This is a genomic window from Capillimicrobium parvum, assembly GCF_021172045.1.
Taxonomy (GTDB): domain Bacteria; phylum Actinomycetota; class Thermoleophilia; order Solirubrobacterales; family Solirubrobacteraceae; genus Capillimicrobium; species Capillimicrobium parvum.
Window position 1 is genome coordinate 1,798,774 of the sequence record NZ_CP087164.1, and the last position, 14,828, is coordinate 1,813,601.

Genomic DNA, 14,828 nt, shown 5'->3' on the forward strand with positions numbered 1-14,828 from the left:
GGGGTGTCCGTCACCCGCTCACGATCCGACCGGGCGCGCCGCGGGGCGGGCGGTGGCGCTGCTCAACGCGGATCCGGCAGCAGGCCCGCGAGCACGTGCTCGGTGCCGTGCAGGTGCTCGGCGATGTGGCGGGCGGCCGCGTCGGCGTCCCCGCGCGAGACCGCGAGCAGCAGCTGGCGGTGCTGCTGGTTGGACCACGCGAGGACCTCCGGCGGGTGCGCGATGTAGTGGATCAGGTCGGTCATCGCGCCCTGCGCCTCGGTCGCCGCCGTCACGAGCCGCGCGCTGCCGGTCGTCTCGGCGAGCCCGATGTGGAAGCGCACGTCGAGCTGGCGGTAGGCGGGGAAGTCCTCGAGCAGGTCGTCGAGCTCGGCCAGCGTCTCCTCCAGCGGCTCGAGTGCGGCGGCCGACGCGCGCTCGGCGGCGATCACCGCGACGCCGAGCTCGACCGCCAGCCGCCAGTCGCACACGTCGCGCCACTCGGCCACCAGCTCGGGCGACGGCGGGTCGACGGGCGGGAGCCGGTCGGCGACGAAGGTCCCGCCGCCGCGGCCGCGCACGGCGTGCAGGTGGCCGCTCTGCGCCAGCGCGGTCAGCGCCTGGCGCAGCGTGGAGCGCGCGATGCCGAGCATGGAGCACAGCTCGCGCTCGGCCGGCAGCCGCGAGCCCGGCGGCAGCAGGCCGAGCTTGATCGCGGTGCCGAGCCGGTCCACGGTCTCCTCGAACGCCGTCTGCGAGCGGACGGGCGCGAAGACGGCCTCGGCGGAGTCGATGCTCGCGCCGCTCACAACCGCTCGAACCCCCGGTAGCGCTCCCAGTCGGTCACCACGGCGTCGTAGGCCTCGATCTCGATCCGCGCGTTGTTGGCGTAGTGCTCGACCATCTCGTCGCCGAACGCGGCGCGCGCGACGGCGCTCGCGACGAACAGGTCGCGCTCCGCGCGCAGCGTGGCCGGCACGCGCGGCTTGTCGCCGGCCTGCGCGGTCCACCCGCGCTCGGCCGCCCGCCGGAGCTCGTCGAGGGTCACGGCCGGTGATGGTATGGAGATCGTGCCTTAGTGTTCAACCATGCGCACGGCGGGTGGTCGACGCGGGCGGCGTGCGGGTGCTTCCGGCGCTGAGCGGGCTCGGTGCGTCGTGGTGGAACGCGAGCGCCCGCGGGCTCGTGGCGGGGCTGACCGGTGCCAGGCGTCCCGCGCACATCGCGCGGGCGGCGCTCGACGCGATCGCGTCGCGCGAGCCGATCCGCCCCCGGCGCGATGCCGGGTGGCGCGCCCGCGAGCACGCCGCCTGGCGACGGTTCGTCGAGGCCGCCTGCGGGGTAGCCAACGAGACCATGAGCCAGGACACGGACGATCGCGATGACGTCGGCGCCGAGGGCGGCGACAACGAGAACGCCGACACGCTTCCCCCGCTGCCCTCCGAGGACGACGACTCGCCGCTGGGCGACACCGACCAGCACTCGAGCGCCCCGCCGACCGAGCACGACATGCCCAAGGACTGACGCGGGTCCCGCCCGGCGCGGCTCGCGCGGATCAGTACCGCGTGCCCACCGGGCCCGGGAGCGCGTCCAGCAGCGCGACGTCGTCGGCGCTCAGCGCGATGCCCGCCGCGCTGATGTCGCTGGAGCCGAGGCGGCGCTGAGGCAGGCGGGAGGAGGGCGTCATCCCTCACTGGATGACGCCCCCTTCCGGTCGGACTACCGGTCCGGGCGGTGGTGGCCCCGCCGGCCCGTCACCGCGTCGAGCGCGTTGACGATGCCCTCGCCGTAGAACCCGTTGAACGAGTCGCTGCCCTCGCACAGGGCGGTGTACTCGTCACCGAGGTCCGGGTCCGGGTAGTCGAACGGGTTCTGCTCGGGGCAGGCGTGGTCGTCCGCCGTCGCCTTGAGCACCTGCTCGACCAGGTCCGGATCGGCCCGCACGCCGCCGTTCTGGCGATCGCGCCTGCCGTAGCGCGCCACGATGAGCGCCGCGACGCCCACCGCGTGCGGCGCCGCCATCGACGTGCCCTGCAGGTACTGGTAGTACGAGCAGGTGCCCGACGTGCAGTCGGCGACCACGAACGGGGTCGTCGGCGTGCCGGTCTCGTCGATGTCGCCGTTGGCCGCGGCCAGCGACGCCGGGTACGGCGCCAGGATGAGGTTCGTGGGCGACCGGTAGAGCGACGTCCCGAAGTTGTCGCGGAAGTCGCCGCCGGGCGCCGACACGTCGGCCTGCTCGACCCCGTAATCGGAGTAGTAGGCCTTGCGCTCGCTCGGCCCGACCGAGGTCACGCCGATCACGCCGTCGGCCTCCGTCGGCATCGACAGGCACGAGTTGTCGATGTCGCGGTGGTGCGGCGAGCTCTCCTGGTCCGGGTAGTCCGGGCTGGTGTCGTCGACCACGGGCCTGCCGAGGTCGGTGTGCCCGTTGCCCTCCGCGGCGATCGTCGTGACGCCGTGGTCGCGGGCGTAGCCGATCGCCCGTTGCGTCGCCGTGACGACCAGTCGCTGCTCGCGCTGCTCGGCCGGCGAGTCCGCCGGGTTCGAGGAGCAGTTGAACAGCCACGGGTCGATGTAGAACGACATGTTGACCACGTCGACGCCGTGGTCGCCGGCGTAGGTCAGCGCGTCGAGGACCGGGCCCAGGAAGAAGTAGCCCGAGTCCTGGCCGGCGCGCAGGCTGACGAGGTCGACGCCCGGGGCGACGCCCCCGATGCCGACGCCGTTCAGCGGTGCGCCGATCGTCCCGGCGACGTGCGTCCCGTGGCCGTCCTCGTCGACGTCCGCCGGGTCCTCGCACGACTGGTCGGCCTCCTCCTCGCACGGCCCGTCGACCACCGGGTCGTCGACGGTGAAGTTCCGGCTCAGCTCGCGGTCGAAGTTCGGCGCGATGTCCGGATGACTGCCGTCGATGCCCGTGTCGATGATCCCGACGCGTACGTCGTGCGTGCCCTGCGTGACGGCGTACGAGCCGTCGGGCGTCGCGTCGATCATCCGCATGTCCCACTGCAGCGAGGACAGCGGGTCGCCCGTCACCATGCCCGGAGCCTGCGCGCCGCGGTCGAAGCGCCGGCCGCGCTGACCGCGCGACGCGTCGCGCTGGCCCTGGACGCGCTCGAGTTCGCGCTGGCCCTTGCGCCGCTGCTGCGGGACCGACCCGATCGGGTCGTTCTGGGCCGCCCCCTCGAGCGCGCTGCTCGATGCGGCCTTGTCGGCGAAGGCGGCCGACTCCGCCTCGACCGTGGCGACGCCGATCGCCGTGTTCTCGCGGACGATCCGTCCGCCGGCGCGCGCGATGTCCTCCCGGGCCTGCGCGGCCGATGCGCCGTCCTTGTAGACGACGACGTAGGTGCGGGCACCCGACTCGTCGGTGGCGGCCGAAGCCGCCCCGGCTACGGTGCCTGCGCTGCCTGTCGCGGCGACCAGCGCCACGAGCGAAGCGAGCTTCCTCATGCAACCTCCCCCTCCAGGGTTGTTGATCAGCGAACGGCCTCCCAACCGCTCGCAGCGTGGCGGGCACCTTAGAGGGCGACGCCCTCCGGACGGCGTGCGACGGTCACTCGACTGTCAGCCAGCGGACGTCGAGCCGGCTGCGGAACCGCTGCAGCGCGGTGACGAGCGCCGGGCCGAACGCGAGGTAGAACGCGACGTTGCCGGCGGCGTGCGCGAGGTTCCAGGGCAGCGACGTGCCCGAGATGACGAGGTACTCGTCGAGCGTGTGCCCGCCGGCGAACGTGGTCCACGTCGAGAGATCCATGATCGCGCCGAACATGAGCCCGGCCGCGCCGCACCACAGCGCCATCGGGACGCGGCGGGCCCGGCCCCGGCCGGCGCGGGCGAGGACGGCCCCGAGCAGGCCGACCAGCCCCCACGCGACCATCTGCCATGGCGTCCACGGGCCCTGGCCGAAGAACAGGTTCGACGCCAGCGCGGCGACGGCGCCGACGACGAAGCCGGGCGCGCCGCCGAGCGCGAAGCCGGCGATGAGGACGATGTCGGTCGTCGGCTTGACGTTCGGGATGGGGGCGAAGGCGATGCGGCCCAGCGCGGCCAGTGCGGCCAGGGTCGCGACGAGCGCGATGACCTTCGACGGCGGGTGCGTGCGCTCGTACCAGGCGAACCCGGCGAGCAGGGCGACCGAGAGGATCGCCAGCGAGGCGAAGGCCCAGCTCATGGCCGCGGCGCCTCCCGCATCCCGGAGCGCAGCAGCTCGGCGCCCTCGGCGGGCGTCAGCGCGCCGCACACCCGCGCCGTCTCGGTCGCGAAGTACCAGCCGCCGGTGAGCACCCGGTGCGGGTCGTCGTCGGCGATGACGTCGCCCTCGCCCATCAGGATGACCCGCTGGGCGAACGCGACCGCGAACTCCGGGTCGTGGGTCGCGACGAGCACCGCCGTGCCGCGCTCGGCGAAGGCCGCGATGTGCGCGGCGAGCTCGCCCTTGTGCGCGCGGTCCATGCCGCGGGTCGGCTCGTCGAGGCACAGCGCAGCGGGCGGCGTGGCGCCCGCCGTCACGATCGCCAGCGCGAGCCGCTGGCGCTCGCCGCCCGACAGGTCGCGCGGATGGCGGTCGGCGAGGTGCGCGAGGCAGTTCGCGTGCAGCGTGTCCGCGTCGACCTCGTCGCCCGCGCGCTCGGCGAGCAGGAGGTCGCCCGGGTTCTGCAGCAGCAGCGCGACCGGCCCGCCCGCGCGCACGCGTCCGCGAGTCGGCTCGAGGAGCCCGTTGGCGTGGCGCAGCAGCGTCGACTTGCCGGCGCCGTTGCGGCCCATGAGCGCGACCCGCTCGCCGGGCGCCAGCGCGAGGTCGATGCCGCGCAGCACGGCGCGCCCGCCGCGGCGCTCGAACCACAGGCGCTCGAAGGCGAGCGCCGGGTGCTTGACCTTCGTGCGGCGCGGCGGCGGGGCGTCGGCCGGCGCGGGCGGCGCGATCGCGTGCTCGCGCAGCGTCGCGCGCGCCTGCTTGACGCCGCTCGGCAGCGGGCGCAGGCCGGCCAGCGAGAACATCCGCGCGGCCGGGGTGGCCAGCGAGGGCTCGTGGTCGATTGCCCAGGCGAGGAAGTCGCCGGGCGGCGCGTCGCAGGCGACGGCGCCGTCGACGAGCGCGATGACGCGGTCGGCGGCGGGCAGGCAGCGCTCGAGCCGGTGCTCGGCGAGGACGATCGCGGTGCCCCACTCCTCGTTGAGCCGGCGCAGCAGCCACACGAGCTCGTCGCCGGCGACGGGATCGAGCTGCGAGGTCGGCTCGTCGAGCAGCACGAGCTGCGGGCGCCCGGCCAGCGCGGCGCCGAGCGCGACGCGCTGCAGCTCGCCGCCGGAGAGCTCGTTGGTCGGGCGGTCGAGCAGCGAGGCGATGGCCAGCGCGAGCGCCGCCTCCTCGACGCCGCGCGCGACCGCCGCCGCCGGCCAGCCGCGGTTCTCCAGGCCGAAGCCGAGCTCGGCGCGGACGCTGCCCATGACCGTCTGGGTCTCCGGATCCTGGAACAGCGTGCCGACGTGCGCGGCGACGTCGCCGGGCCCGTGCTCGCGCGTGTCGAGGCCGGCGACGGTCACCCGGCCGCCGAACGTCCCGCCGTGGAAGTGGGGGACCAGGCCGCAGGCGGCGCGCAGCAGCGTCGACTTGCCGGATGCCGAGAGCCCGCAGAGCACGACGAACTCGCCGTCCTCGATGCGCAGGTCCACGTCGCGCAGCGAGGGCCGCGTCGCGCCGGCGTGCGTGTACGTGAGGCGCTCGATCTCGAGGACGGTCATCGAGTGGCCTCCCATCGGGTCGTGGCCGGGGTGGATGACGACCCGCGGGGTCTCATCGCGCGATCCCGTGGCGGTCGGCGAACGGCGCGAGCGCGGCGGCGAGGACGACGGCGCCGAGGACGAGCGGGCCGGCGCCGCCGTCGATCCGCGTGAGGGGGTAGGCGTCGACGTTCGCCACGCCGGCGATCGCGCCCCCGGCGCCGGCCACGAGCAGCACGAGCGCGGAGAGGGCGAAGGCGACGTCGTGGCGCGACCACGGGCGGCGCTCGCTCGGGGGGCGGCGGGCGCCGCCGTAGCCGCGGACCTCGAGCGTGGCGGCGACGTCGGTGGCGCGGTCCAGCGCGCCCGACGCGACGGCCCTCACGAGCGCCAGCCGCGACGCCTTCGGCCCCGGGCGGCAGCGCTGCCCGTCGGCCAGGCGCCGTCCGTCCGCCGCCAGGACGCCGACCATCCGCGTGGCCAGCGTGGCGGTCAGGGCGGACCGGAACCCCGCGCGGCGGAAGAGGCGCAGGACCTGGTCGGGATCGACCGCGGCGGCGTACAGCGAGCAGGCGGCGATGACGGCCAGCGCGCGCAGCCCGAGCACGGCGCCGTAGACCAGCGCTTCGCGCGTGATGTCGAGCTCGCCCAGCGGCCCGACCCCGCCGAGCCGCAGGACGACCGTGAAGCCCTCGCGCGCGACGAGCGGGTTGATGACGACGAACAGGACCGCGAGCGGCAGGCCGACGAGCAGCGTGAAGCGGCCGACCTCGCGCGCGACGCCGGCCGCGGCCGCCGCGCCGACCGTGGCGGCGACGACGGCGACGAGGACCACAGGGTGGGCGTTGGCGAGCGCGCAGGCCACGAGCGCGGCGCACCACGCGCACGCCACGGACGCACGCGCGGCGTGCAGCGGACTCGCGCGGCGCTGGTAGGTCACCGCCCGGCGCCCTCGACGGGCAGCGGCGTGGGCGGCGCGTCGCCCGGGCCCACCGCGACCGCGAAGTGGCGGCGCAGCTTCTCGGCGTCGAGCGCATCGACCGCCGCGGCGATCCCGTTCGCGTCCGTGCCGGTCACGAACCACGTCGGCGGCTCGTCCTGGTAGCGCGTGGCGGCGATCAGGCCGGTGCCGGGCCCGAGCGTCCGCGCGGCGTCGCCGCGGTCGTCGAGGAGTTGCAGGGTTCGCCCGCCCTCGGCGAACCGGGCGAACACGCCGGACGCCCGCGGACCGTCGGCCAGCAGCCCGCCCGCGCGGTCACGGCGCAGCGCGGCCCAGGGGCCGATCAGGACGCGAAGGCGCGGCCCCGCGCTCATCGCGGGCGCGGCGGTGGCACCGTCGTCGTCGAGGCGTTCGCGCACCTTCGCGCACAGCTTCTCATCCGCGACGTGGCAGGCGACGGAGGTCTCCCAGCCGCGGTGCAGGCCGTGCACGAACGGCTCCGGGTACGCGCCGACGACGGCGGGCGAGCGCTGGGCGCCGTCCCACCGGTGGTGGTCCCACCAGATGCGGTCGCCGGCCCGCACGCGGATCCCCGTCGCGCCCTGGCCCGCCTCGACGCCGTTGACGTAGAAGAACCAGTCGACCATCCGCCCGCGGGCGGTCCCGCCGGCCAGGCCGTCGATCGCCTGGACGAACCCGCCGCCGTAGCGGGTCTTCACGTCGAAGGCGCGCTGGAGGTAGCGCATGATCGTGTCCTGCCCCTGCGTCGCACCGGTCCGCTCGCCGAGCTGATGGGCGCCGAAGTCGCGGGTGACGACGAGCGCGACGTCCGGCTCGCTCTCGCCGGCCCCGACGCCGCACCCGGCGAGCGCGAGCGCGCAGCCCAGCACGGCGGCGAGGCCGGCGAGGCGGCTCATCGCAGCGGGAACGCCCGGCGCGCGAAGGCGGTCAGCGCCTGCGCGGTGACCCACACCGGCGTCTGGCCGCTCGTGCGCGAGTAGCGCACCGAGCCGTCGGCCGCCTGCAGCGAGCGCAGGAACGCGAGCGGGGTGCGGCTGCCGCCGCGGCGCACGCCATCGGGGTTGCGCCCCGTGGCGACGAACGCCTGCACCGCCCACGCGGTCGACTGGGCGTTGGACGGCCCGCCGGGCTGCAGCGGGAAGCCGCCGTCGGGGCGCTGCTGGGCGGCGACGAAGCGGGCCCCGCGGCGCACCGGCGCCGAGCCTCGCGACTGCCCGCCCGCGACGAGGCCCTGCAGCGCGGCCGCGGTGTCGTCGATCCCGCTGCGCCCGCCGCGGCCCTGGAAGTTCCAGCCGCCGTCGCGGTTCTGCTGGCGCAGCAGGAACCGGACGCCGCCGCGCACCGCGCCGTCGCTCGTCGAGCGCCCGGCGGCACGCAGCGCCATGACGCCGAACGCCGTCCAGTTCACCAGCCCGTCGAACGAGCCGTCGGCGCGGCGGCGCGACAGCAGCCGGCGCACGAGCCCGCCCGGCACGCGCTGGCGCGATGCGCGCAGCGCGAGGATCGAGCGCTCGACGTCGCCGGTCGAGCGGGCCCGGCCGGCGTCCGCGCGCACGGCGGCGGCGAGCGAGCGCCCGCCGCGGCGGTGCATCGATGCTGGCGGCCGTCCGGCGGCCGCGACGCCGAGCGCGCCCCATTGGGTGGTCAGTGCGGCGGAGCGGCCGCCCGGCGCGCCGGGCAGCCCCCCGTCGGCGTTCTGCGCGCGCGCGACGTAGCCCAGCGCGCGCTGCGCCGCGGTCGCGCCCGCCGCGGGGGCGGATCCGACGATGGCGCCGGCGGCGGTCGCCACCGCGGCGGTGGCGAGGACGACGCCGACGCGCCGGCGCCGGGCGCTACCGGACACGGAACCGCACGCTCGCGTTCGTGGACCGGTTGCCGGCGGCGTCGGTCGCGCGCACCTGCAGCTGGTAGAGCCCCCGCCCGAGCCGCTTGGGCAGCAGGTACGACCAGCTCGCGTCGTCGCCCGCGTCGAACCACGCCGCGCCGCGCCCGCACGAGCGCTTGACGAACCGCTCCCGGTCGGCGCTGAACGACGAGCACCCCTTCCCGCGCTTGCGCTCGAGGCGCAGCTGCACCTGCTTGACGGCGCCCTGGTCGGCGACCGTGCCGTGCAGCTCGCGCGGGGCCCCGCGCCGCGAGAAGTGCTGGCCGTTGCGCAGGCCGGCGATGAGCGCGAGCGGCGCGCTGCGGTCGGCCGGGGGCGCTGCGGTCGATGGCTCGGCCGGAGGCGTGGGCTCGCCCGGCGCCGGCGGCGCGGGCGGGGCGGGACCGGGTTCGGTCACCGGCGCGGCGCTCACCGCGACGGTGGCCAAGGGCGTCGGCACCGATGCGGGCGCCGTGGCCTGCAGCTTCGCCGTGCCCGGCGTACCCAGGACGAGCGTCGCCGTCCCGTCGGCGCCGGTCGTGGCGGTCGCGCCTGCGCCGTCGGTGACCGTCGCGCCCGCAATGGGCGTGGGCGTCGTCGTGTTGCCGTCGCTGACGTGGCGGACGACCCGGACCGTGAACGGCGCGCCGGCGGTCACCGCCGCCGGGACGGACGAGAAGTACAGCGGGAAGACCGTTCCGACGAACCCGGGCCCGTCGCGCTGGACGTAGAACAGGAGCTCGTCGCCGGCCTGCACCGTGTAGTCGCACGCGCCGACCTGGCTGTAGCTGCCGTTGACCCAGAACGCCCAGTAGTCGCTGTGGGCGTAGGCGTGGCTCTCGCCGAGGATCGTCGACACGAACTCCTGGCGATCCCAGTTGCCGGCGGTCGCGACGTCGAGCGCGCCCGCGGCGCTGGACCCGGCGCATCTCATCCCGGGAACGTTCGCCGAGGGCGTGTTGACGACGGCCGTGCCGCCGATCGTGTCGCCGGCGATCCGCACCGTGGTGGACACCGCGAGGGCCGGCGTGGCCGCCAGGCCGAGGGTCACCAAGGCAACGGCGAAGAGCCGGAGGAACCTGTACCGCATGTCGTACTGCACCCCTTTCCGCGAGGGCGTCGTGACTGATGGCGGCCGGAGGCAGGTCTCCTGGCTCCCGGGCCCATCGTTCACGCCTTCCCGGGCTCATGGCCCAGTGGCTCGCGCGCGGCGCGTGTGCACGACATCCCCGGTCACAGTGGCGGGTCCGCGCCGGATTCGCACCGGCTTCCCTTCACCACCGACCGCTGGGGAATCTAGCGCGCAGGCGCCCCGGAGGGAACGCGGCGGGGCGCGGGGCGCTCGGCCGGGCGGGCGGGCGCGAGCCGGCGCAGGAGGGCCTCCCAGCGCTCGGTGACCGCCGCGGGACCCTGACGCGCCGCCCGCACCCGCGCCGCGCGGCCCATGCGCCGCCGCTGCGGCTCGTCCCCGGCGAGGAGGCGCAGCGCCGCCCCGAGCGCCCGCACGTCGCCGTCGGGGACGAGCAGCCCTTCGCTCCCATTCTCGATGAGCTCGCCCGGCCCGGTGGGGCAGTCGAAGCTCACCACCGGCACCCCGGCCGCGAAGGCCTCGAGGATGACGAGCGGCATGCCTTCGAAGCGCGAGCTCAGCGCGAGCACCGATGCGCCGGCGAGGACGCCGTGCAGGTCGCGCGTGCGCCCCATCAGCTGCACGCGGCCGGTGAGCCCGCGGTCGCGGATCATGCGCTCGAGCGCCGGGCGCTGCGGCCCCTCGCCGTAGATGCGCAGCGTCCACCCCGGGTGGTGCTCGGCGACGATGGCGAACGCGCGGACGAGGCGGCCGAACGCCTTCTGCGCCGTCAGGCGCCCGGCCGCCACGATGACCGGCTCGCTCAGCTGCGCCGGCGGCTCGGCGACGGGCGGCCCCGCGTTCGGGATGCACACGACCGCCGCCGGATCGCCGAGCGCGGCGGCATGCGCGGCGCGGTCGCGTTCGGTGAGGGTGACGACGGCGTCCAGGCGCGGATACCAGCGCGTCATCGCCCGCTGCAGCTGCGTCGCGTGGGCCGTGCGGTGCATGTGCTCCTGGCCGACCGTCGGCAGGCCGGGCCGCGCGACGGCGGCACCGACGAGGTTCAGGCCCGGGCGGGTGGCGATCAGCACGCCGCCGTCGCCCAGCGCCAGCAGCCGCCGTGCGAGGACCAGGTCCGTCCACAGGCTGCAGGTGGCCGCGCGGCGATCGGCCGGGTGCATGAGGTGGCTGGGGCGGGAGGCGAGCAGCCGCCGCGCGAGCCCGCCGCGGGGCGGGGCGCCCGGGCGCCGGTCGTCGAGCGCCGTCACGGTCACGCCGGGGGGAAACGCGAAGAACGGCCGCTCGCGCCGGCGCAGGAGGCTGATGACCTCGACGTCGTGGTGCTCGGCGAGCCGGCCGGCGAGGTCGAGCGTGGCGCGGATCGTGCCTCCCATGCCCCACGCGTTGAGCAGGAGGAGGTGGACCTTCGGAGGACCGGAGCCCTGCGCGCGGCGGCGGGGAAGGTGTGCCGCCGCGCGCAGAAGGCCCATCGCCACCCCATGGCGAAGCAGCTGCGGGCCGGTGGGCGTCCTGGTCATTCGCCGAGCATGGTGCGCCCACCCGCCTGAACGCCGCCTGAGCAGGGCGGCGGGTGGGCTTCCCGCGCCCGCGATACTGAACCGCATGTCGCATCGCCTGCTGGTCGTCGAGGACGATGCCGACCTGCGGTCGGTCCTGCGCCGCGGGCTCAGCGAGGAGGGCTTCGACGTGACCGCGGTCGCCGACGGCGCCGCGGCGCTGGCCGCGTCCGGCGACGAGCCCGACGCGCTCGTGATCGACATCGGCCTGCCCGACGCCGACGGCCGCGACGTCTGCCAGGCGCTGCGCGCCCGCGGGACGAACGCGCCGGTGCTGTTCCTCACGGCCCGCGACGCGCTGACCGACCGGCTGTCGGGCTTCAGCGCGGGCGGCGACGACTACCTGACCAAGCCGTTTCACTTCGCCGAGCTCGTGGCCCGGCTGCGGGCGCTGCTGCGCCGGACCGGCGCCGACGCGAGCGTCGCGGTGCGGGAGGGCCTGCGGCTCGATCCCACCGCGCACGCCATCCGCAGCGGCGACGCGGAGGTGCTGCTGACACCGACCGAGTTCCGCCTGCTGGCGGCGCTGGCGGCGCGCCCCGGGACGGTCCTGCGGCGCGCCGAGCTCGTGCGCTCGGCCTGGCCGGACGGCGCGATCGTCCACGACAACACGCTCGACCAGTACCTCGCGCGCCTTCGCCGCAAGCTGCGCGCGGCCGGCGCCGATGAGGCGATCGCCACGGTGCACGGGGTCGGGTACCGCATGGTGGCCGGCCCCGCAACCCTCGACCCGGGATGACGCCCATCGATCACCGCCGGGCGGCGTCCTCGACCACGCGACGTCCCGGAGGGATTCCTTCGGGTCGGCCTCCTTGCCCGGCAGCGCCGTTGGACGCCCTTTCGCGCCGATGGTCACGAGACGAACCACCGCCATGAGGTTCCGCACGCTGCGCGGGCGGTTGACCGCGGTCGCCGTGGTGGCGGCGACCATCGCGGTGGCGCTCGCGGTCGCCGCGTTCAACGTCCTGCTCGTGGCCAGCGTCAACGGCGACGTGCGCCAGCGCCTGCGCACGCGGGCCGAGGCGGTCGCCACGACCGTCCACGTCCGCGACGGGCGGCTCGCCGTGCGCGAGGCGCCCGCCGACGCGTCGATCGACGCGCGCGTCTGGGTCTTCGACGGCCGCGATGCGGTGCTGCGCCCGGGCGCGCCGGCGGCGCTGCAGCGCGCGGCGCAGGCGATGACCGGAGGCGACCGCGTCTTCACCGACGCCGACGACCCGCAGACGCGGCTCTACGCGCTCGCCGTGCGCCGCGGCGGGCGCGTCGTCGGAACGGTCGTGGCCGCCCAGCCGCTCGAGGGCTACGACCACACCATCGACGCCGCGCTCGTCGGTTCGATCGCGCTGGGCGCCGCCCTGCTCGCCGCGGTGTTCGCCGCCGCGTGGGTCCTCGCCGGGCGCGCGCTCACGCCGGTGACCGAGATGACGCGCGCGGCCGCGCAGTGGAGCGAGCACGATCCCGCCCGGCGCTTCGGCGGCAACCCGCGCCCCGATGAGCTCGGCGAGCTGGCGCACACGTTCGACGCCCTGCTCGACCGCCTCGCCGCCGGGCTGCGGCGCGAGCAACGGCTGTCGGCGGAGCTGTCGCACGAGCTGCGCACGCCGCTCGCGCGCATCACCGCCGAGATGGAGCTGCTGCAGCGCCGCGACCGCTCGGCCGAGGAGCGCGGCGAGGCCTACCGCGTCATCTCGCGCAGCGCCGAGCAGATGAACCGCATCCTCGCCACGCTGATGGCCGCCGCACGCGCGGAGAGCCGTCCCGAGCAGCGGGGGCGCAGCGCGCTCGGCGAGGCGTTCGCCGTGCTCGACGGCGAGTGGCGCCCCGTTCTCGCCGGGCGCGGCGTCGACCTCTCCGTCGCCGACACCGCCGAGACGGTGGGCGTCGACGGCGACGTCGTGGAGCGCATCGTCTCGCCGCTGCTCGACAACGCCGCTCGCCACGCCCGCCGGCGCGTGGCGATCGACGCGTGGCGCGACGATGCCGTCGTGCGCGTGCGCGTCACCGACGACGGCCCGGGCGTGGGCGACGGCGACCGCGAGCGGGTCTTCGAGCCGGGCGTGCGCGGCGATGACGGCCGCGGCGGCGCCGGCGACGGCGCGGGCCTCGGCCTCGCGCTCGCCCGCCGGCTGGCGCGGGCCGCGGGCGGGGACGTCACGCTGCAGGACGGCGGCGCCGGAGCGGCCTTCGTCGTCGACCTGCCGACATGACGCTGCTGCGTCTTCCCAGCCTGCTGCTCGCCCTGCTCGCCGCCGTGCTCGCGCCGCCGGTCGCGAGCACCGGGCCGGCGGCCCGCGCGAGTGCCGCCCGGTCGCACGTCGTGACGATCGTCCTGGAGAACAAGGAGGAGGGCCAGGTGATCGGCAGTCGGAGCGCGCCGTACCTGACGTCGCTGGCCCGGCGCGGCGGTCGCGCGATGCGCAGCTATGGCGTGGGCCATCCCTCGCTGCCCAACTACCTCGCGCTGACGAGCGGCTCCACCCACGGCATCGCGTCGGACTGCACGAGCTGCTCGGTCGACGCCCCGAGCATCGCCGACCAGATCGAGCGCGCCGGGATGACCTGGAAGGCGTATCTCGAAGGCCTGCCGCGGCCGTGCTTCCTCGGCGCGGGCGAACGGCGCTATGCGAAGAAGCACAACCCCTTCGCCTACTACGAGCCCGTCGTGCGCGACCGCGCCCGGTGCCGGCGCATGGTGCCGCTCACGCAGCTGGACGGCGATCTGCGCGGCAACCGGCTGCCGGCGTATTCGCTCGTCGTGCCGGACCTCTGCCACGACATGCACGACTGCAGCGTCGCGACCGGGGACCGCTTCCTGCGCACGCTGGTGCCGCCGATCCTGCGCCGGCTCGGACCCCGCGGGTTCCTCGTCATCACGTTCGACGAGGGCGCGAGCGACGCCGGCTGCTGCGGCGGCTCGTCCGGCGGGCGGATCGCGACGATCGTGGTCGGCCCCGGGGTGCGGCGCGGGGCGCGCATGCAGCGCCCGATCGACCAGTACGGCGTGCTGCGCAGCACCCAGCAGGCTCTCGGCCTGCCCCCGCTGGCCGCGTCAGCCGACCCGCGTCACGGTGGGCTCGAACCGCTCTTCGGCACGAGCCCGCGCATCCGCTGAGCCACGTCGTCCGTCCGGACGCGCGCGGCGGCGAAGCAGACGAGCGCGGCGCAGCCGAGCCCGAGCACGGCGCCCGCGAGCACGTCGCCGGGGTAGTGCAGGCCGATCATCACGCGCGCGACCGACAGGGCCAGCGCGGCGAGCAGGACCGGCGCGGCCACCCACCCGAGCCGGATGACGAGGACGCCGCCGATGGCGAACGCGGCGGTCGCGTGGTCGCTCGGGAAGCCGGCGTCGGCGGCGTGGTGCAGGAAGGCGTGGATCTGCGGGTGGGAGACGAAGGGCCGCGGGCGGTCGACGAGGTGCGACACGACCGCGCCGGCGACGAGGGCGACGCCGGCGGCGACGAGCGCGAGGAGCCCGGCGCTCCACCACGCCCGCCGCCGCAGGACGGTGCCCGCCGCGATCAGCGCGACGACGCCGACGAGGAACAGCGGCTCGGAGATCGACGCGAACGTGCGCGCCGCGTCCTCCCACGCGTCGTGGCGCGTGGCGAAGCGGTTCGCGTGCTCGGCGATCGTCAGGTCGAGGCTCAT

General features: G+C 76.2%; 15 protein-coding genes, 1 pseudogene and 1 riboswitch. Of the genes and pseudogenes, 4 read left to right on the forward strand and 12 right to left on the reverse strand.

All coding sequences use genetic code 11. The features are described from left to right. Positions 1-62: 62 nt before the first annotated feature. The gene (locus DSM104329_RS08845) at positions 63-788 is read right to left on the reverse strand and encodes a FadR/GntR family transcriptional regulator (protein WP_259315067.1); all 726 of its coding nucleotides are present in this window, start codon (positions 786-788) and stop codon (positions 63-65) included. Further along, positions 785-982 (reverse strand): annotated as a pseudogene (locus tag DSM104329_RS08850) (glutamine synthetase); the annotation flags it as partial. The pseudogene DSM104329_RS08850 and the gene DSM104329_RS08845, both read right to left, overlap by 4 nt. Before the next feature lie 98 nt (positions 983-1,080). Between DSM104329_RS08850 and DSM104329_RS08855 the strand changes: the two are divergent. After that, positions 1,081-1,503 carry an FGGY-family carbohydrate kinase gene (locus DSM104329_RS08855; RefSeq protein WP_259315069.1) on the forward strand — a complete coding sequence of 141 codons (423 nt, stop codon included), beginning with the start codon at positions 1,081-1,083 and terminating at the stop codon, positions 1,501-1,503. Positions 1,504-1,534: 31 nt separating this feature from the next. On the opposite strand, the gene DSM104329_RS08860 is transcribed toward DSM104329_RS08855, so the two are convergent. The 9 genes from DSM104329_RS08860 to DSM104329_RS08900 form a co-directional block, all read right to left on the reverse strand. Next, complete coding sequence (locus DSM104329_RS08860; protein ID WP_259315070.1) at positions 1,535-1,666, reverse strand: hypothetical protein; 132 nt, start codon at positions 1,664-1,666, stop codon at positions 1,535-1,537. A gap of 32 nt (positions 1,667-1,698) precedes the next feature. Continuing rightward, positions 1,699-3,435: a S8 family serine peptidase gene (locus tag DSM104329_RS08865; RefSeq protein ID WP_259315071.1), complete on the reverse strand. Its 1,737-nt coding sequence runs from the start codon at positions 3,433-3,435 to the stop codon at positions 1,699-1,701. A 103-nt stretch (positions 3,436-3,538) separates the two neighbouring features. After that, positions 3,539-4,156 (reverse strand): ECF transporter S component, encoded by a 618-nt coding sequence (locus DSM104329_RS08870; RefSeq protein ID WP_259315072.1) that lies wholly within the window; start codon positions 4,154-4,156, stop codon positions 3,539-3,541. After that, positions 4,153-5,727: an ABC transporter ATP-binding protein gene (locus tag DSM104329_RS08875; RefSeq protein ID WP_259315073.1), complete on the reverse strand. Its 1,575-nt coding sequence runs from the start codon at positions 5,725-5,727 to the stop codon at positions 4,153-4,155. Before DSM104329_RS08875 ends, DSM104329_RS08870 begins: the two co-directional genes overlap by 4 nt. A 52-nt stretch (positions 5,728-5,779) precedes the next feature. Beyond that, positions 5,780-6,646 (reverse strand): energy-coupling factor transporter transmembrane component T, encoded by an 867-nt coding sequence (locus tag DSM104329_RS08880; protein WP_259315074.1) that lies wholly within the window; start codon positions 6,644-6,646, stop codon positions 5,780-5,782. Continuing rightward, complete coding sequence (locus tag DSM104329_RS08885; RefSeq protein WP_259315075.1) at positions 6,643-7,563, reverse strand: DUF4430 domain-containing protein; 921 nt, start codon at positions 7,561-7,563, stop codon at positions 6,643-6,645. Before DSM104329_RS08885 ends, DSM104329_RS08880 begins: the two co-directional genes overlap by 4 nt. Beyond that, positions 7,560-8,510: a prenyltransferase/squalene oxidase repeat-containing protein gene (locus DSM104329_RS08890; protein WP_259315076.1), complete on the reverse strand. Its 951-nt coding sequence runs from the start codon at positions 8,508-8,510 to the stop codon at positions 7,560-7,562. The genes DSM104329_RS08885 and DSM104329_RS08890 overlap by 4 nt, the downstream gene beginning before the upstream one ends. Continuing rightward, positions 8,500-9,621 (reverse strand): DUF4430 domain-containing protein, encoded by a 1,122-nt coding sequence (locus DSM104329_RS08895; protein ID WP_259315077.1) that lies wholly within the window; start codon positions 9,619-9,621, stop codon positions 8,500-8,502. The genes DSM104329_RS08890 and DSM104329_RS08895 overlap by 11 nt, the downstream gene beginning before the upstream one ends. Positions 9,622-9,654: 33 nt before the next feature. Continuing rightward, positions 9,655-9,828, reverse strand: a riboswitch (cobalamin riboswitch). Beyond that, positions 9,828-11,141 (reverse strand): glycosyltransferase, encoded by a 1,314-nt coding sequence (locus DSM104329_RS08900; protein WP_259315078.1) that lies wholly within the window; start codon positions 11,139-11,141, stop codon positions 9,828-9,830. It overlaps the preceding riboswitch by 1 nt. Positions 11,142-11,226: 85 nt before the next feature. Here DSM104329_RS08900 and DSM104329_RS08905 point away from each other — a divergent pair, with 85 nt between their 5' ends. The 3 genes from DSM104329_RS08905 to DSM104329_RS08915 all read left to right on the forward strand — a co-directional run bounded on the left by DSM104329_RS08905 (position 11,227) and on the right by DSM104329_RS08915 (position 14,292). After that, positions 11,227-11,919, forward strand: coding sequence for a response regulator transcription factor (locus DSM104329_RS08905; protein ID WP_259315079.1), 693 nt, complete (start codon positions 11,227-11,229; stop codon positions 11,917-11,919). Between the two features lie 133 nt (positions 11,920-12,052). After that, positions 12,053-13,387, forward strand: coding sequence for an ATP-binding protein (locus DSM104329_RS08910; protein ID WP_259315080.1), 1,335 nt, complete (start codon positions 12,053-12,055; stop codon positions 13,385-13,387). Then, positions 13,384-14,292, forward strand: a complete 909-nt coding sequence (locus DSM104329_RS08915; RefSeq protein WP_259315081.1) for an alkaline phosphatase family protein — start codon at positions 13,384-13,386, stop codon at positions 14,290-14,292. Before DSM104329_RS08910 ends, DSM104329_RS08915 begins: the two co-directional genes overlap by 4 nt. Here DSM104329_RS08915 and DSM104329_RS08920 read toward each other — a convergent pair. Next, positions 14,244-14,828 (reverse strand): phosphatase PAP2 family protein, encoded by a 585-nt coding sequence (locus DSM104329_RS08920; protein WP_259315082.1) that lies wholly within the window; start codon positions 14,826-14,828, stop codon positions 14,244-14,246. The genes DSM104329_RS08915 and DSM104329_RS08920 overlap by 49 nt on opposite strands.

Excerpts from the sequence above, each read along its gene's own strand:
- DSM104329_RS08860 (WP_259315070.1), bottom strand. The coding sequence starts at position 1,666 with ATGACGCCCTCCTCCCGCCTGCCTCAGCGCCGCCTCGGCTCCAGCGAC.
- DSM104329_RS08865 (WP_259315071.1), bottom strand. The coding sequence starts at position 3,435 with ATGAGGAAGCTCGCTTCGCTCGTGGCGCTGGTCGCCGCGACAGGCAGC.
- DSM104329_RS08870 (WP_259315072.1), bottom strand. The coding sequence starts at position 4,156 with ATGAGCTGGGCCTTCGCCTCGCTGGCGATCCTCTCGGTCGCCCTGCTC.
- DSM104329_RS08875 (WP_259315073.1), bottom strand. The coding sequence starts at position 5,727 with ATGACCGTCCTCGAGATCGAGCGCCTCACGTACACGCACGCCGGCGCG.
- DSM104329_RS08885 (WP_259315075.1), bottom strand. The coding sequence starts at position 7,563 with ATGAGCCGCCTCGCCGGCCTCGCCGCCGTGCTGGGCTGCGCGCTCGCG.
- DSM104329_RS08895 (WP_259315077.1), bottom strand. The coding sequence starts at position 9,621 with ATGCGGTACAGGTTCCTCCGGCTCTTCGCCGTTGCCTTGGTGACCCTC.
- DSM104329_RS08900 (WP_259315078.1), bottom strand. The coding sequence starts at position 11,141 with ATGACCAGGACGCCCACCGGCCCGCAGCTGCTTCGCCATGGGGTGGCG.
- DSM104329_RS08905 (WP_259315079.1), top strand. The coding sequence starts at position 11,227 with ATGTCGCATCGCCTGCTGGTCGTCGAGGACGATGCCGACCTGCGGTCG.
- DSM104329_RS08910 (WP_259315080.1), top strand. The coding sequence starts at position 12,053 with ATGAGGTTCCGCACGCTGCGCGGGCGGTTGACCGCGGTCGCCGTGGTG.
- DSM104329_RS08915 (WP_259315081.1), top strand. The coding sequence starts at position 13,384 with ATGACGCTGCTGCGTCTTCCCAGCCTGCTGCTCGCCCTGCTCGCCGCC.
- DSM104329_RS08920 (WP_259315082.1), bottom strand. The coding sequence starts at position 14,828 with ATGAGCCTCGACCTGACGATCGCCGAGCACGCGAACCGCTTCGCCACG.